12 protein-coding genes and 1 riboswitch are annotated in these 14,691 nt (G+C 64.0%); of the genes, 5 read left to right on the top strand and 7 right to left on the bottom strand.

All coding sequences use genetic code 11. The features are described from left to right. Nucleotides 1-232 precede the first annotated feature (232 nt). Complete coding sequence (locus FXV83_RS43280) at nt 233-382, top strand: hypothetical protein (RefSeq protein ID WP_187436445.1); 150 nt, start codon at nt 233-235, stop codon at nt 380-382. 6 nt (nt 383-388) lie between these two features. Here the strand turns inward: FXV83_RS43280 and FXV83_RS37630 are convergent, their stop codons facing one another. After that, complete coding sequence (locus tag FXV83_RS37630) at nt 389-832, bottom strand: DoxX family protein (RefSeq protein WP_187436446.1); 444 nt, start codon at nt 830-832, stop codon at nt 389-391. A 276-nt stretch (nt 833-1,108) separates the two neighbouring features. Beyond that, nucleotides 1,109-2,317 (bottom strand): TrmJ/YjtD family RNA methyltransferase, encoded by a 1,209-nt coding sequence (locus FXV83_RS37635; RefSeq protein WP_148744847.1) that lies wholly within the window; start codon nt 2,315-2,317, stop codon nt 1,109-1,111. 336 nt (nt 2,318-2,653) lie between these two features. Between FXV83_RS37635 and FXV83_RS37640 the strand changes: the two genes are divergently transcribed. Next, nucleotides 2,654-3,868 carry an NADP-dependent isocitrate dehydrogenase gene (locus FXV83_RS37640; RefSeq protein WP_148744849.1) on the top strand — a complete coding sequence of 405 codons (1,215 nt, stop codon included), beginning with the start codon at nt 2,654-2,656 and terminating at the stop codon, nt 3,866-3,868. A 101-nt stretch (nt 3,869-3,969) separates the two neighbouring features. Here FXV83_RS37640 and FXV83_RS37645 read toward each other — a convergent pair whose 3' ends face one another. Continuing rightward, nucleotides 3,970-5,196, bottom strand: a complete 1,227-nt coding sequence (locus FXV83_RS37645; RefSeq protein ID WP_148744851.1) for a cyclic nucleotide-gated ion channel — start codon at nt 5,194-5,196, stop codon at nt 3,970-3,972. Between the two features lie 4 nt (nt 5,197-5,200). Next, nucleotides 5,201-7,894 (bottom strand): alanine--tRNA ligase, encoded by a 2,694-nt coding sequence (alaS, locus tag FXV83_RS37650; RefSeq protein ID WP_187436447.1) that lies wholly within the window; start codon nt 7,892-7,894, stop codon nt 5,201-5,203. 233 nt (nt 7,895-8,127) lie between these two features. Beyond that, nucleotides 8,128-8,216: riboswitch (glycine riboswitch) on the top strand. Nucleotides 8,217-8,360: 144 nt separating this feature from the next. Here alaS and gcvT point away from each other — a divergent pair. From gcvT to gcvP, 3 genes are read left to right on the top strand one after another with little or no spacing between them, the layout of a single operon-like run. After that, nucleotides 8,361-9,509 (top strand): glycine cleavage system aminomethyltransferase GcvT, encoded by a 1,149-nt coding sequence (gene gcvT, locus FXV83_RS37655; RefSeq protein ID WP_148744855.1) that lies wholly within the window; start codon nt 8,361-8,363, stop codon nt 9,507-9,509. 9 nt (nt 9,510-9,518) lie between these two features. Then, nucleotides 9,519-9,887, top strand: coding sequence for a glycine cleavage system protein GcvH (gene gcvH / locus FXV83_RS37660; protein ID WP_148744857.1), 369 nt, complete (start codon nt 9,519-9,521; stop codon nt 9,885-9,887). Nucleotides 9,888-9,905: 18 nt separating this feature from the next. Next, a complete protein-coding gene (gene gcvP, locus FXV83_RS37665; RefSeq protein ID WP_148744859.1) occupies nt 9,906-12,773 on the top strand; it encodes an aminomethyl-transferring glycine dehydrogenase in 2,868 nt (955 codons plus the stop codon). Between the two features lie 8 nt (nt 12,774-12,781). Here the strand turns inward: gcvP and FXV83_RS44545 are convergent, their stop codons facing one another. Genes FXV83_RS44545 through FXV83_RS37675 form a run of 3 tightly spaced genes read right to left on the bottom strand, consistent with a single transcriptional unit; the run spans nt 12,782 to nt 14,584 of the window. Continuing rightward, nucleotides 12,782-13,090: a hypothetical protein gene (locus FXV83_RS44545; protein ID WP_235940536.1), complete on the bottom strand. Its 309-nt coding sequence runs from the start codon at nt 13,088-13,090 to the stop codon at nt 12,782-12,784. After that, nucleotides 13,044-13,757, bottom strand: coding sequence for a hypothetical protein (locus FXV83_RS44550; RefSeq protein ID WP_235940537.1), 714 nt, complete (start codon nt 13,755-13,757; stop codon nt 13,044-13,046). The genes FXV83_RS44545 and FXV83_RS44550 overlap by 47 nt, the downstream gene beginning before the upstream one ends. A 59-nt stretch (nt 13,758-13,816) precedes the next feature. Continuing rightward, nucleotides 13,817-14,584, bottom strand: a complete 768-nt coding sequence (locus FXV83_RS37675) for a hypothetical protein (RefSeq protein WP_235940538.1) — start codon at nt 14,582-14,584, stop codon at nt 13,817-13,819. Nucleotides 14,585-14,691 lie beyond the last annotated feature (107 nt).

Below are 14,691 nucleotides of genomic sequence, written 5' to 3' on the forward strand. Positions count from 1 at the left end.
CGTTCTTCACGGACGACTCTCTGCCTCGGCCTTGTTGAATGACATGGTGGGCACGCTCCGCTTTGCCCACCCTACGAGGCTCCGTTGATGCAAGGCTGCCCGCGGCCAGCAAGCTCCTTAATGCTGATTCCGAGTGTTTCGGCGCGCCACCACTCTTAAGACGACTTGCGGTGTCGGCTCCAATGAGCAACACTTGCCGCATTTCAGAGAAGTTATTTTTTGAGGGGGCATCATGCCTGAGATACTGGAAGTCGTGCTGTGGTGTGCCGCGCTCGCGACGTGGCTGATGCTTCTCTTCGCCTTCGTGGGCCATGCTTTGAAGCCGCTCTCCAAGAGCGTCCGCCGGGCGATCGAGGACGCGTTCAAGCTCAAGCCGAAGTGATGCCGGCTACGATGTCCGATCGAAACTGAAACGGCCTGCTCCGGTGACGAAGATCAACATCGCGCCTCCCATGATCGAGATATTCTTCAAAAAATTGTTGTATTGACCCAACTGCTGCGCACCGGCGGGATATTCCCAGTAGCGATGTGCAACAATCGTTGCCGCCAATACGAACACGAACGTCAGAACGGCGCAGTAGCGCGTACCGACGCCTAATATCAAACCAGCGGATATCAATATTTCCACTGCGATATTCACGATAGTGAACAGCCCAGGTGCTGGAAGGTTCAGGGACCTGAAATAGCCAACCGAGCCGCTGAAGTTGGCTAGCGCTCCGTACGCGCTTCCGACGAATACCCAGGCAAGTAGAATACGGCCAATCAGGATCAGTACGTCAGCTCTCCTCGTGGCGAACTCGTCGACTGCCGGCGACTGAAGATAGGATTTCACTGCTAGCCCCCCTTGTTGTCCAGGACCGGCTGAACACGTCCTCTGCCGAGAGCCAGCCTATCATGATCGGCGGATCACACGAAGCGCTGTCACCGGCTCTCTGGCGCGAGCAAAAGAAGCCTGCTTCGTCAGAATTGGTCGGTCTGAAATGGAGCGTCGCAGACTCGACAGGGCGAGCCGCCACTGTCCCTCTCAAGGGTCAGTGGACGTGACATACATTCGCGGCCGAGTGGACATGGGCTGAGCGGATTTTGAATACGCGCCCTAAGCTTGCGCCTACGACGCGCTCGGTCCTTCCGCGATCATCCCCTGCAACCGCAACAGCTCCGCCTCGAGATCCCGTTCGACATCCACCGCCCGCATCTCGATCACCCGATAGTCGCGCGCCTCCAGCCACGCCCTCCGGGCCGCCCGATCTGCCGCAATCGTCTCGCCCTCGCCCGGGTTGACCAGCTCGATCGCGATCCGGTGCGGGAATGAGACGAAGTCCGGGATGTGTCGTCCGACCGGGGTCTGGCGCTTGAACTGGCCGGCAAAGCGGCGGTCGCGGGTCAGCGATTGCCACAGCAGCCGCTCGGCATCGGTCGGGTTGCGGCGGAGCAGGCGCGCGAGCCCGCGCACCGTGCTGCCGCTGTCGGACACACCACCGCCCTGCCCGTGCTCGGCCAACAGCGCCCGCAGCCGCGTCGCCTGCTCGCCGTCGAGGACGCCGCCCTTGGCCGGGCCCTTGCGCCCTTCCGCGATCGCCATCACCACGCCGTGCAGGGTATGCATGTCCTGCTTGGTCGGGTCCATGCGGGTAAAGATGTTGCGTAGGTTCACCAGCATGGTGTCGCGCTTCTCGGCCGGGCGCAGGAATTCGACCTTGTCGAGCTCGCGGATCAGGTTCTCGAAGAAGGCCTGGATCTGATGCTGCGAGGCGCGCTCGGATCGCTCGGGCATGGTATGGGGCAGCTCACCGGATGTCGCTCGCTTGAACCATTCATAGCCGATCAGCAGCACGGCCTGGGCAAGGTTCAGCGAGGCAAAGCCCGGATTGACCGGAAAGGTGACGATGCGGTTGGAGAGGCCGACCTCCTCGTTGGTCAGGCCCCAGCGCTCCCGGCCGAACAGGATGCCGGCCTTGCCCCCGGTCGCGATGTGCCCCGCCATCTCGGTCGCGGCCGCCTCCGGCCCGACCACCGGCTTGGCCTGATCATGAGCGCGCGCGCTGGTGGCGAACAAGAGGTCGAGATCGGCGACGGCCTGCTCGACCGTGTCGAACAATTCGACCCGTTCCAGAATGTGGTCGGCGCCGGCCGCCGCACGCTGGGCGGCGATGTTGGGCCAGCCGTCGCGCGGGTTGACGATGCGCAAGGAGCTCAGGGCAAAGTTGCCCATCGCGCGCGCGGCCATCCCGATGTTCTCGCCGAGCTGCGGCTCGACCAGGATCACGATGGGACCATCGAGGGCGAGGCCCGCCTTGCTCTTGTCAGTCCCTGACATCTTGCTTTGCTTTCACGCTTTCTCTCAAGGCCTTGGAGCGGCCGCCTCAGGTTTTGATTCAAGCCGGCCACCCGTCCGGCTGTCCCGCGCGCCTGTCGTTTGCCTGTCCTGACAAAATTCTCAAGAGAAATAACGGGTTGGATTCGACTTTTGAATCTCTCCTGAAACCTCAGCCGACCTCAACCGAGCGGCGGGCGGCCGCTGCCCATCTGCGGAAGCTGGATGAGCTAAAACTGCATAATCCCTTGGCTTTCGCCCGCCGCGTCCCGGTGCTAAGAGGCGGCGGATATTCCCGTGGCGCGCCAATAGCGCCGTTCCCAAGAGGCTTCCCCGATCATGGCAAAAATCAAGGTGACCAACCCCGTCGTCGAGCTCGATGGCGACGAGATGACCCGGATCATCTGGCAGTACATCAAGGACAAGCTGATCAACCCGTTCCTCGATGTCGAGCTGATGTATTTCGACCTGGGCATGGAGCACCGCGACCAGACCAACGATCAGGTCACCATCGATGCCGCCGAAGCCATCAAGAAGGTCGGCGTCGGCGTCAAGTGCGCCACCATCACCCCGGACGAAGCCCGGGTGAAGGAGTTTGGCCTCAAGCAGATGTGGAAGTCGCCGAACGGCACCATCCGCAACATCCTCGGCGGCTGCATCTTCCGCGAGCCGATCATCTGCAAGAACGTGCCGCGCCTGGTTCCCGGCTGGAGCAAGCCGATCATCATCGGTCGTCATGCCTATGGCGACCAGTACCGCGCCACCGACATCAAGTTCCCGGGCAAGGGCACGCTGTCGATGAAGTTCGTCGGCGAGGACGGCACCGTGATCGAGAAGGAAGTGTTCAAGGCGCCCGGCGCCGGCGTCGCCATGGAGATGTACAATCTCGACGACTCCATCATCGACTTCGCCCGCGCCTCGCTCAATTACGGCCTGCTGCGCAACTACCCGGTCTACCTCTCGACCAAGAATACCATTCTCAAGGTCTATGACGGCCGCTTCAAGGACATCTTCCAGGACATCTACGACCGCGAGTTCAAGACCGAATTCGAGGCCAAGGGCCTGACCTACGAGCACCGCCTGATCGACGACATGGTGGCCTCGGCGCTGAAATGGTCCGGCGGCTACGTCTGGGCCTGCAAGAACTACGACGGCGACGTGCAGTCCGACACCGTTGCGCAGGGCTACGGCTCGCTCGGCCTGATGACCTCGGTCCTCCTCACCCCCGATGGCCAGACGGTGGAAGCCGAAGCCGCCCACGGCACCGTGACCCGCCACTACCGCGAGCACCAGAAGGGCAAGGAGACCTCGACCAACTCGATCGCGTCAATCTTCGCCTGGACCCGTGGCCTCGCCCATCGCGCCAAGCTCGATAACAATCCGCAGCTCGCCAAGTTCGCGGACACGCTGGAGAAAGTCTGTGTCGACACGGTCGAAGAGGGATACATGACCAAGGACCTCGCGCTGCTCGTCGGCGCCGACCAGCGCTGGCTGTCGACCACCGGCTTCCTCGACAAGGTCGCTCAGAACCTCGAGAAGACGCTGGCGGCGTAGGCCGGCTCTCTCGCCTCGTCATTGCGAGCGCAGCGAAGCAATCCAGAATCCCTCCACGGAGGCAGACTGGATTGCTTCGACGCAAGAGCGCAAATGACCGCTCAGCGGTCGGTGCCCTCATCCTTCGCCTGGGCGAGTTCCGCCGCCGCGAGATCGCCGCTCTCCTCGAGCCGTGCCTTCGCGGTCTTGTGGACGTGGGCGGCCAGCGTCGGCATGCGCGCGATTAGGGCGTGAAAGTCCTGGGCGTCGAGCACGAGCAGCCGTGTCTTGCGCGTCGCCGTCACCGTGCCGCTGCGTTTGGTTTTGTGCAGCAGCGCGATCTCGCCGAAGAAAGTGCCGTCGGCCAGCTTTACCTGCTGGCTCGGCAGCGCGATCTCGACCTCGCCGGCGGTGATGAAATACATCGATGAGGCGGCATCGCCACGCCGCACCAGGACCTCGCCCGGCTCGATGGTGCGGGCCCGGAGCAGCCGCATGATGTCGGCGATCTCCGCTGCCGACAAATGCGAGAACAGTGGCACCCGCGCCAGCATGCCCCAGGTGACGACGAAATCACGCCGCTTCACCTCTTCGGCAAAGGCGGTGGAGATGATCGCGACCGGCAGCGCGATCATGGCAAAGCCCGCGATGATGGTGAACACGGAAATGAACTTGCCGAGCGCCGTCACCGGTACGACGTCACCATAGCCGACGGTGCCGAGCGTCACGATGGCCCACCACATCGCCTGCGGAATGGTGCCGAGCTTGTCCGGCTGCACGTCGCGCTCGATGGCGTAGAGCAGCGAGGCAAAGGTCAGCACGGCCCCGATCAGGATGACGATGCAGCCGATCAGCGCCCGCCGCTCGGCATGCACGGCCGCGAGCAGCGAACGCATCGCCGGCGAATAGCGGATCAGCTTGAAGAACGGCAGCACGCCGAGCGCGGCCAGCGTCGCGTGCCGGCCCGACGCCAGCACGATTCCTGCGGGCAGGAACGCCAGCAGGTCGATGATGCCGAGCGCGGAGAAGGCGTAGGAGAGCCGGTCGGCGAGCGCCGAGCCCTTGCGCGGCGTGTGGCCCGCCACCGTCCAGAGGCGCGCGAGATATTCCAGCGCGAATACGATCACGGCCAGGATGGTGATGCCTGCGAACAGCGCGCCGAACTGCGCGTCCAGCTCCGGCACCGAGGCGAGGATCATCGCGACGACGTCGAGCACGATGACGCCGATGATCAGCTGGATGAAGCGCGACCCCGCCGAGTAGGCCAGCGGATCGTGCTCGAGCAATTCGTAGAGGCGGTCCCTTAAGTCGGGATCGGCTGAGCCACGTCCTTGCGGAATGAGGCGCACGGCCTCACGCGCCTGCCGATTTTTGTTCAGACATGGCTTTTTCGATTGCTGACAGCGCCGCAGCGGCATTAGCGCCGTCGGGGCCGCCGGCCTGCGCCATGTCCGGCCGCCCGCCGCCGCCCTTGCCGCCGAGCGCTTCGGAGGCGACGCGCACCAGGTTCACGGCGTTGAAGCGCGCGGTGAGGTCCGCGGTGACGCCGACCACGATTCCGGCCTTGCCGTCCTCGGTGACGCCGACGATAGCGACCACGCCGGAGCCGATCTGCTTCTTGCCGTCGTCGGCGAGGCCCTTGAGATCCTTCATCTCGATGCCCTCGACCGCGCGCGCCATCAGCTTGACGTCGCCGATCTCGCGCACGCCGGTGGCCGCGCCGTTGCCGCTCGATGCGCCGCCGCCCATCGCGAGCTTCTTGCGGGCATCGGACAGCTCGCGCTCGAGCTTCTTGCGCTCCTCCATCAGCGCGGCAATGCGTGCCGGCACGTCGTCGATCGAGGTGCGCAGCTCGTTGGCCGCGGTCTTCGCCAGCGCCATGGTGTGGTTGGCATGCCGGCGTGCATAATTGCCGGTCAGCGCCTCGATACGGCGGACGCCGGAGGCAACCGCGCTCTCGCCGGTCAGCGTGATCAGGCCGATGTCGCCGGTGCGCCTCACATGGGTGCCGCCGCAGAGCTCGACCGACCAGCCGAGCGCATTGGCACCGCGCTCGCGCGCGGTCCGGCCCATCGAGACCACGCGGACCTCGTCGCCATATTTCTCACCGAACAGCGCGCGCGCGCCGGCCTCGCGGGCCTCGTCGACACCCATGACACGGGTCGTGACCTCGTCGTTCTCCAGCACCACGTTGTTGGCGATGTCCTCGACGCGGGCAAGCTCTTCGTGCGTGATCGGCTTCGGATGCACGAAGTCGAAGCGCAGGCGGTCGGGCGCGACCAGCGAGCCGCGCTGGGCAATGTGGTCGCCGAGCACCTGGCGCAGCGCCTCGTGGATGAGATGGGTCGCCGAGTGATGGGCGCGGATCGACGAGCGACGCCCATGGTCGACCTCGAGCTGGAGCGCGGTGCCGAGCTTCACTTCGCCACTCTCCACGGTGCCGACGTGCACGAAGAGATCGCCGACCTTCTTCTGGGTGTCGGTGACGCGGAACTTGATTCCGCCCTCCCCTAGCAACGTACCGGTGTCGCCGACCTGACCGCCCGACTCCGCGTAAAACGGCGTCTGGTTCAGCAGCAGGGCGCCGGTCTCGCCGGCCTTGAGGCTTTCGATTTCCTTGCCATCTTTCACCAGCGCGGAGACAACGCCTTCGGCGCTCTCGGTCTCGTAGCCCAGGAATTCGGTGGCCCCGAGCTTTTCGCGCAGAGGGAACCAGATCGCTTCGGAAGCCGCTTCGCCCGAGCCCTTCCAGGACTCGCGCGCCTTGGCCTTTTGACGGTCCATCGCGTCGGTGAAGGCGGACTGATCGACGCTAATGCCGCGCGACTTCAGCGCGTCCTGCGTCAGATCCAGCGGGAAACCGTAGGTATCGTAGAGCGTGAAGGCGACGTCGCCGTCGAACATATCGCCCTTCTTCAGGGACGCCGACTTCTCGTCGAGAATGGCAAGGCCGCGGACCAGCGTCTTGCGGAAGCGGGTCTCTTCCAGCCGCAGCGTTTCCTCGATCAGGTTTTCCGCGCGCACCAGCTCCGGATAGGCCTGGCCCATCTCGCGCACCAGCGCCCAGACCAGCCGATGCATCAGCGGGTCTTTCGCACCCAGCAGCTGCGCATGGCGCATCGCACGGCGCATGATCCGGCGCAGCACGTAGCCGCGGCCCTCGTTCGAGGGCAGCACGCCGTCGGAAACGAGGAAGGCCGAGGAACGCAAGTGATCGGCGATGACGCGGAACGAGGCGACGGTCTGCGCGTTCGGTCCGCTTCCGAGCGCGGACGCGGTCGCATCGATCAGGTGACGAAAGAGATCGGTCTCGAACACGCTATCGACGCCCTGCATGATGCAGGCCATGCGCTCCAGACCCATGCCGGTGTCGATCGAGGGACGCGGCAGCGGCACGCGCTCCTCCTTCGTCACCTGTTCATATTGCATGAACACCAGGTTCCAGAATTCGAGGAAGCGGTCGCCGTCCTCTTCCGGAGAGCCCGGCGGACCGCCCCAGATGTGCTCGCCGCGGTCGATGAATATCTCCGAGCACGGGCCGCACGGACCGGTGTCGCCCATCGCCCAGAAATTGTCCGAGGTCGGGATGCGGATGATGCGGTCGTCGGAGAAGCCGGCGATTTTCTTCCACAGGTCGGCAGCCTCGTCGTCGGTGTGATAGACGGTGACGAGCAGCTTGTCTTTCTTGAGCCCGAATTCCTTGGTGATCAGCTTCCAGGCAAGCTCGATCGCGCGCTCCTTGAAGTAGTCGCCGAACGAGAAATTGCCGAGCATCTCGAAGAAGGTGAGATGGCGCGCGGTGTAGCCGACATTGTCGAGGTCGTTGTGCTTGCCGCCGGCGCGCACGCATTTCTGCGAGGTGGTGGCGCGCTGATAGGGCCGCTTCTCCATGCCGGTGAAGACGTTCTTGAACTGCACCATGCCGGCATTGGTGAACATCAACGTCGGATCGTTGCGCGGCACCAATGGCGAGGACGACACGATCTCGTGGCCGTTCTCGGCAAAGAAGTTCAGAAAGGTCGACCTGATCTCGTTGACGCCGCTCATGTTCATCCAATCGGGTGGGCTTCGGCCCGCGACACGCCCTCCAAACCGAAAGATTAGGCTGATATCTGCGGACAGAAGCGCTTTTAGACAAGGCCAGCTTCGCTGTCCAGAAACTGTGCAGAGAGATCAGAGGGTTGCCGCAGGCGCGCAATCCCGTTGCAATCCCGGTTGAAAGCCGCTGGACCCGCGTTGACAGGCTTGGCCGGCCTGTGGTCTTTACCTATCTGTATGGTACGGCCACGTCGGGAGAGACCGGCTTCATTGCCGGCGCCGAAGGAGCAACCGCCCCGGAAACTCTCAGGCAAACGGACCGCGTGGCTTTGACAGCATCTGGAAAGAGGCGCCGACGGGTTTAAACCCGGGTGGCGCCCGCCGACGGGATAATACTCTCAGGCACAGCGACAGATGGGGCTTCGACTGGTGTCCATCGGGGAATCCTCCCCGGGAACCGCCGAGGGCCCCTCTGATGCTAGCGCGCGACGACCAAGATTCCCTGCAACGTACCCCCCTTCACGGGCTGCACGTGTCCCTCGGCGGCAAGATGGTGCCGTTCGCCGGCTATGACATGCCCGTGCAATACCCTGCGGGCGTGCTGAAGGAGCACCTCCATACCCGCATCCGAGCCGGCCTGTTCGACGTATCCCATATGGGTCAGATCGCGCTCCGGCCGAAGTCGGGCAAGGTCGAAGATGCCGCCCGCGCGCTGGAGCGGCTGGTGCCGCAGGACATCGTTGCAGTTGCGCCCGGACGGCAGCGCTACGCCCAGTTCACCAATGCGGATGGCGGCATTTTGGATGATCTGATGGTCGCCAATTTCGGCGATCACCTGTTCCTGGTCGTCAACGCCGCCTGTAAGGCCGAGGACGAAGCGCATCTGCTCGCGCACCTCTCGGATGACTGCATCATCGATTCGCTGACCGAACGCGCGCTGATCGCACTCCAGGGCCCGAAGGCGGAAGCCGTGCTGGCGAAATTGTGTGCAGAGTCGCCCGGCATGAAGTTCATGGACGCCGGCCCCCACAAGGTGAACGGCATCGCCTGTTTCGTCTCGCGCTCCGGCTACACCGGCGAGGACGGTTTTGAAATTTCGGTTCCCGCAGCCGATGCCGAGCGGCTGGCCAAGGCGCTGCTCGACAATCCCGACGTGCTGCCGATCGGGCTCGGCGCCCGCGACAGCCTGCGGCTGGAAGCCGGGCTCTGTCTCTATGGCCACGACATCGATACCGACACCACGCCGGTCGAGGCGGCGCTGGAATGGTCGGTGCAGAAGAGCCGCCGCACTGGCGGCGCCCGCGCCGGTGGCTTTCCCGGCGCAGAGAAGATTCTGGCCCATTTCGATCACGGCACAAGCCGCCGCCGCGTCGGCCTGCGACCTGAGGGCCGTGCGCCGGTGCGCGAGGGCGCACTGCTGTTCGCGGATGCGACCGGCGATCAGCCGATCGGAAAGGTCACCTCGGGCGGCTTCGGCCCGAGCCTGAATGCGCCGGTGGCGATGGGCTACGTGCCCACTGCCCTGAGCGCGCTCGATACAAAACTGTTCGCCGAGGTGCGCGGCCAGCAATTGCCGCTCACCGTGGCCGCCATGCCTTTCGTGAAAAACACTTACAAACGCTGAGGATCGAAAATGACCACGACGCTGTACACCTCCGACCATGAATGGCTGGCCATCGACGGCGATATCGCCACCGTCGGGATCACCGACTATGCGCAGTCGCAGCTCGGCGACGTTGTCTTCGTCGAACTGCCCAAGGTCGGCCGCGCGCTGAAAAAGGCGGAAGCCGCCGCCGTCGTGGAATCGGTCAAGGCCGCCTCCGATGTCTACGCGCCTGTTACGGGCGAGGTGCTCGAGGTGAACGAGGCCGTCGTGGCAGAGCCGGCACTGGTCAATTCGGACGCAGGCGGCAAGGCCTGGTTCTTCAAGATCAGGATTGCCGACAAGAGCGAACTCGGCGGCCTCATGGATGAAGCCGCCTACAAGGCACACACGGCTTAGAGAACGATGGAGCAAGCGATGACCGCGCACCGCAAATCCAACGGCGACACCGCCGCCAGCTTCGTTCGTCGCCATATCGGCCCCTCGGCGCGCGATGTCGCCGCGATGCTGGACGCCGTCGGCGCTAAAAGCGTCGACGCGCTGATGGCGGAGACGCTGCCCGCCTCGATCCGGCAGGCCGCGCCGCTTGATCTCGGCAAGGCCTTGAGCGAGACCGAGGCGATCGCGCATATGGGCGAGCTCGCAGCCCAAAACCAGGTCTTCACCTCGCTGATCGGCCAGGGCTATTCCGGCACGATCCTGCCAGCGGTGATCCAGCGCAACATTTTGGAAAGCCCGGCCTGGTACACCGCCTACACGCCCTACCAGCCCGAGATCAGCCAGGGCCGGCTGGAGGCGCTGCTCAACTTCCAGACCATGATCTGCGACCTCACAGGGCTCGACGTCGCCAACGCCTCGCTGCTCGACGAGGCGACTGCGGGAGCTGAAGCCATGGCGCTCGCCGAGCGGCACTCGCGGGTCGAAGCAAAAGCCTTCTTCGTCGACAAGGACGTGCATCCGCAGATGCTCGCGGTGATGCGCACCCGCGCCGAGCCGCTGGGCTGGAGCCTGATCGTCGGCGATCCCCTCACCGAGCTCGACAACACGGACGTGCTGGGTGCGCTATTGCAATATCCCGGCAGTTCGGGAGCGGTGCGCGACCTCAGGCCCGCGATCGCGGCGCTGAAGGCCAAGGGCGCACTCGCGATCGTTGCCGCCGATCTGCTGGCGCTGACACTGCTCGCCTCGCCTGGCGAGCTCGGGGCCGACATTGCGATCGGCTCGGCGCAGCGCTTCGGAGTTCCCATGGGCTATGGCGGCCCGCATGCGGCCTATATGGCGGTGCGCGATGCGCTGAAGCGCTCGCTGCCCGGCCGCATCGTCGGCGTCTCCGTCGATTCCCGCGGCGCGCCCGCCTACCGTCTCGCGCTCCAGACCCGCGAGCAGCACATCCGCCGCGAGAAGGCGACCTCCAACATCTGCACCGCGCAGGTGCTGCTCGCCGTGATCGCCTCGATGTATGCGGTCTATCATGGCCCCGAAGGGCTGACCCAGATCGCGCGCAATGTGCATCGCCGCGCGGCCGTGCTCGCCGCTGGGCTGCGCAAGCTCGGCTTCGCACCGCAGTCCGACAGCTTCTTTGATACGGTGACGGTCGAGGCCGGCGGCAAGCGCGATGAGATCGTCGCGCGCGCGACGGCTGAAAAGATCAACCTCGGCCTCGGCGATGGCGCCTTGCGCATTGCGCTCGACGAAACCACGACGCCGGCGACTGTCGAAGCGGTGTGGCGCGCGTTCGGCGGCAAGCTCACGTACGCCGAGATCGATGCGGCCACGCGCGAGGCGCTGCCGGACGCACTGAAGCGCGCGACCTCCTTCCTCACCCATCCGGTGTTCCACGCGCACCGCTCGGAGACCGAGATGCTGCGCTACATGCGCAAGCTTTCGGACCGCGATCTCGCGCTCGACCGCGCTATGATCCCACTCGGGTCCTGCACCATGAAGCTGAACGCCACCACCGAGATGGTGCCGCTGACCTGGCCGGAATTTTCCAGCCTGCATCCGTTCGCCCCGCGCGAGCAGGCCAAGGGCTACCACGCGCTGTTCGCGCAGCTGGAAAAATGGCTGTGCGACATCACCGGCTATGATGCGATCTCGCTGCAGCCGAATTCGGGCGCGCAAGGAGAGTATGCCGGGCTTCTGGCCATCCGCGCCTATCATGCCGCACGCGGCGAGGCGCATCGCAAGATCTGCCTGATCCCCTCATCCGCCCACGGCACCAATCCGGCCTCGGCCGCGATGGTCGGCATGGACGTGGTGGTGGTTGCCTGCGAGAAGAACGGCGACGTCGACGTCAACGATCTCCGCGCCAAGGCCGAAAAGCATTCGAACGATCTCGCCGCGGTCATGATCACCTATCCCTCGACCCACGGCGTGTTCGAGGAGCACATCCGCGAGATCTGCGACATCGTGCACGGCAATGGCGGCCAAGTGTATCTGGACGGCGCCAACCTCAACGCGCAAGTCGGTCTCTCCAGGCCCGGCGATTACGGCGCCGATGTCAGCCATCTCAATTTGCACAAGACCTTCTGCATCCCGCACGGCGGCGGCGGCCCCGGCATGGGCCCGATCGGCGTGAGGGCACATCTCGCGCCGTTCCTTCCTGGCCACCCGTCAACGCAGGCGGACGCTCCGGTCGGCCCGGTTTCGGCAGCTCCCTTCGGCTCGGCCTCGATCCTCACCATCTCCTACATTTACATTTTGATGATGGGCGGCGAAGGATTGAAGCGCGCCACCGAGATCGCGATTCTCAACGCCAACTATGTCGCGGCACGGCTCGATGCGCACTTCCCGGTGCTCTACAAGAACGCGAAGGGCCGCGTCGCGCATGAATGCATCGTCGACCCACGCGCGCTGAAGAACACGTCCGGCGTCACCGTCGACGACATCGCAAAACGGCTGATCGATTACGGCTTCCACGCCCCGACCATGAGTTTTCCGGTGCCGGGCACACTGATGATCGAGCCGACCGAGTCGGAGTCCAAGGCCGAGCTCGATCGCTTCTGCGACGCCATGATCGCGATCCGGAATGAGATCGCCGAGGTCGAGGCCGGCCGGTTCAAGATCGAGGCCTCGCCGCTGCGCCACGCCCCGCACACCGTGCACGACATCGCCGATGACAACTGGACGCGCGCCTATACCCGCGCCGAGGGCTGCTTCCCGGCCGGCACCTCGCGCACCGACAAATACTGGAGTCCGGTCGGGCGCGTCGACAACGTCTATGGCGACCGCAATCTGGTGTGCTCGTGCCCGCCGGTGAGCGACTACGCCGAGGCGGCGGAGTAAGGAAGAGCCTACGGCGCAATCAACGAACGGCTCTCGTCGTCCCACCGCCAGAGCCGTTCGTTGGTCAATTCAGTGCCTCCCCACCAACGCTTGATCGTGTTGTGACGGGAAAAGTCTTCTTCACAGGCCCAAAGGGCGCGTCCAAGCTCGGTCAGAGCGAGCAAGCCGCCCTTGTATTGAACAGGCCGATTCTCTTCACGAGAGTCGGGCGGCGTCTCGCCAAGTTCAAAGATTGCTGGCGCCTTGCAGTCTGCCAGGTCGAAGAGCAGTTCACCGGCCTCCCGCTTGTCGTACGTGTCCTCGGCTCCCCAGAGCACCGCGCGCGGCTCGGTACCACCGTCTTCCGAACCCCAGCATACCGAACTGGCTCACGCCGAGACCTGTCGTTCGACCAGGCAATTCTTCGAGCATCGCGATCAGAGCTGGCCGCAATCGGGGAAGAATCGTCAGATCCTTGGTGAGCAGATCAAAACAGGGCTCCGGTGTCGGCGCGCGCCAGGCGTGCCAAACCCGACTAGCCATCGTCAGGTGGCTATCGGTAACCTTGAACAGCGGTAACTTCCATTTGGTCACCGATTCCGGATGATACTTCGTGACGGCATCATCCGTGTGCACCAGACTCAGCTTCGTCGTGATCTCTTTGTAAGGACGAAGCAGGTCGAGCAGCCAGACGAGTACAAGCTGATCGTTGGGTTGGGGATCGACCCACACTTCGATCGAGTCGAACTTCGCACACAGTTCGAAGAAACCGATATCGCGCGTGCCGAAACCTTCCAGACAGTCTCGACAAACCTCGTCGAGCCAGTGATCGCCTGGATTGCAGTGCTTTGCCGATCGCCGCTCCAGCCCCATTATAAGCTGTTCCGCGGAAGGCAATTGGCCGAAGACGAAGCGCATGCAGAAGCTGAGCGCGATGTTCGCTGCGCCCGACTGGCGAAGCGTGTCTGCAGCAAGATAGTTTGTCGCCAGGATCAGATGGGACACGGTCGCCTCTCAAATATTTGATACGGAGTACAGGATCACATTGAGCAAATATGCAGACATTAGGTAGGCGCGACCAATGAGCGGCTTTCCGCGTCCCAACGCCAGAGCCGTTGATGGGTCAGCTCAGTACCGCCCCACCAGCGCTCGATCGGATTGTAGCGGAGGAAATCCTCTTCTCCTGCCAGCACCGCCTTCCCGAGTTCCGTGAGCGACAAGCCAGATTGCTTGTATCGTGCGTAGCGCAGAGGATCGTCGTGCATGTCGAGCGAGAACGGCCCCTCCTCCAGCCCGGATATGGCCGGCGCCGGACACCGCGCTAACCTATCAAGCAGCACCCCGACTTCCCAGTAGTCGAAAACGCGCCGCTCGTTGCGCTTCCGATCACCCGGGAAAACGTCGAACGGCCGCGCGCCGCCTGTTGCGATCAACTCCAGGATTCTCGTTTCAGTCGTTCCAAGACCGGTGGCGACGCTCGGAAGCTCTTCGAGGAGGTCCACGAAGCATTGACCGAGGTGCAGAAGCAGATTCAAATTTGCCTTAAGGAGGTAGAACCAGCTTTGCGGCGTCGGCGCGCGATAGGCTCGCCACGCGCGACCGGCCAGTTCGAGGTGATCTTGCGTAAGTCTGAGAGCTGGCGGGTCGAGCTTCGCAAGTCGCAGCGGGTCGATGTTACCGATGGCGATATCGAGGTGACGCATCACGAACTCGGAGGCCGCCGCGCCTTCGCTGCGACAATGGTCGAGCAGCCAAAGCAGGATCAATTGCGAATTTGGCTCCGGCCCCATCCACAATTCGACTGAGTCATATTCCGCGGACAGTTCAAGCAATGCGCGGTCCTTCGCACCCGATTTTTCGAGGCGCCATCGCGGCGTATCGTCCAGCCAATGAACGCCGTGTGGCAGAGTCGTACGCGGCGCGAAGAACGCCTCGAGCT

The sequence above is a fragment of the Bradyrhizobium hipponense genome (assembly GCF_008123965.1).
Lineage (GTDB): Bacteria > Pseudomonadota > Alphaproteobacteria > Rhizobiales > Xanthobacteraceae > Bradyrhizobium > Bradyrhizobium hipponense.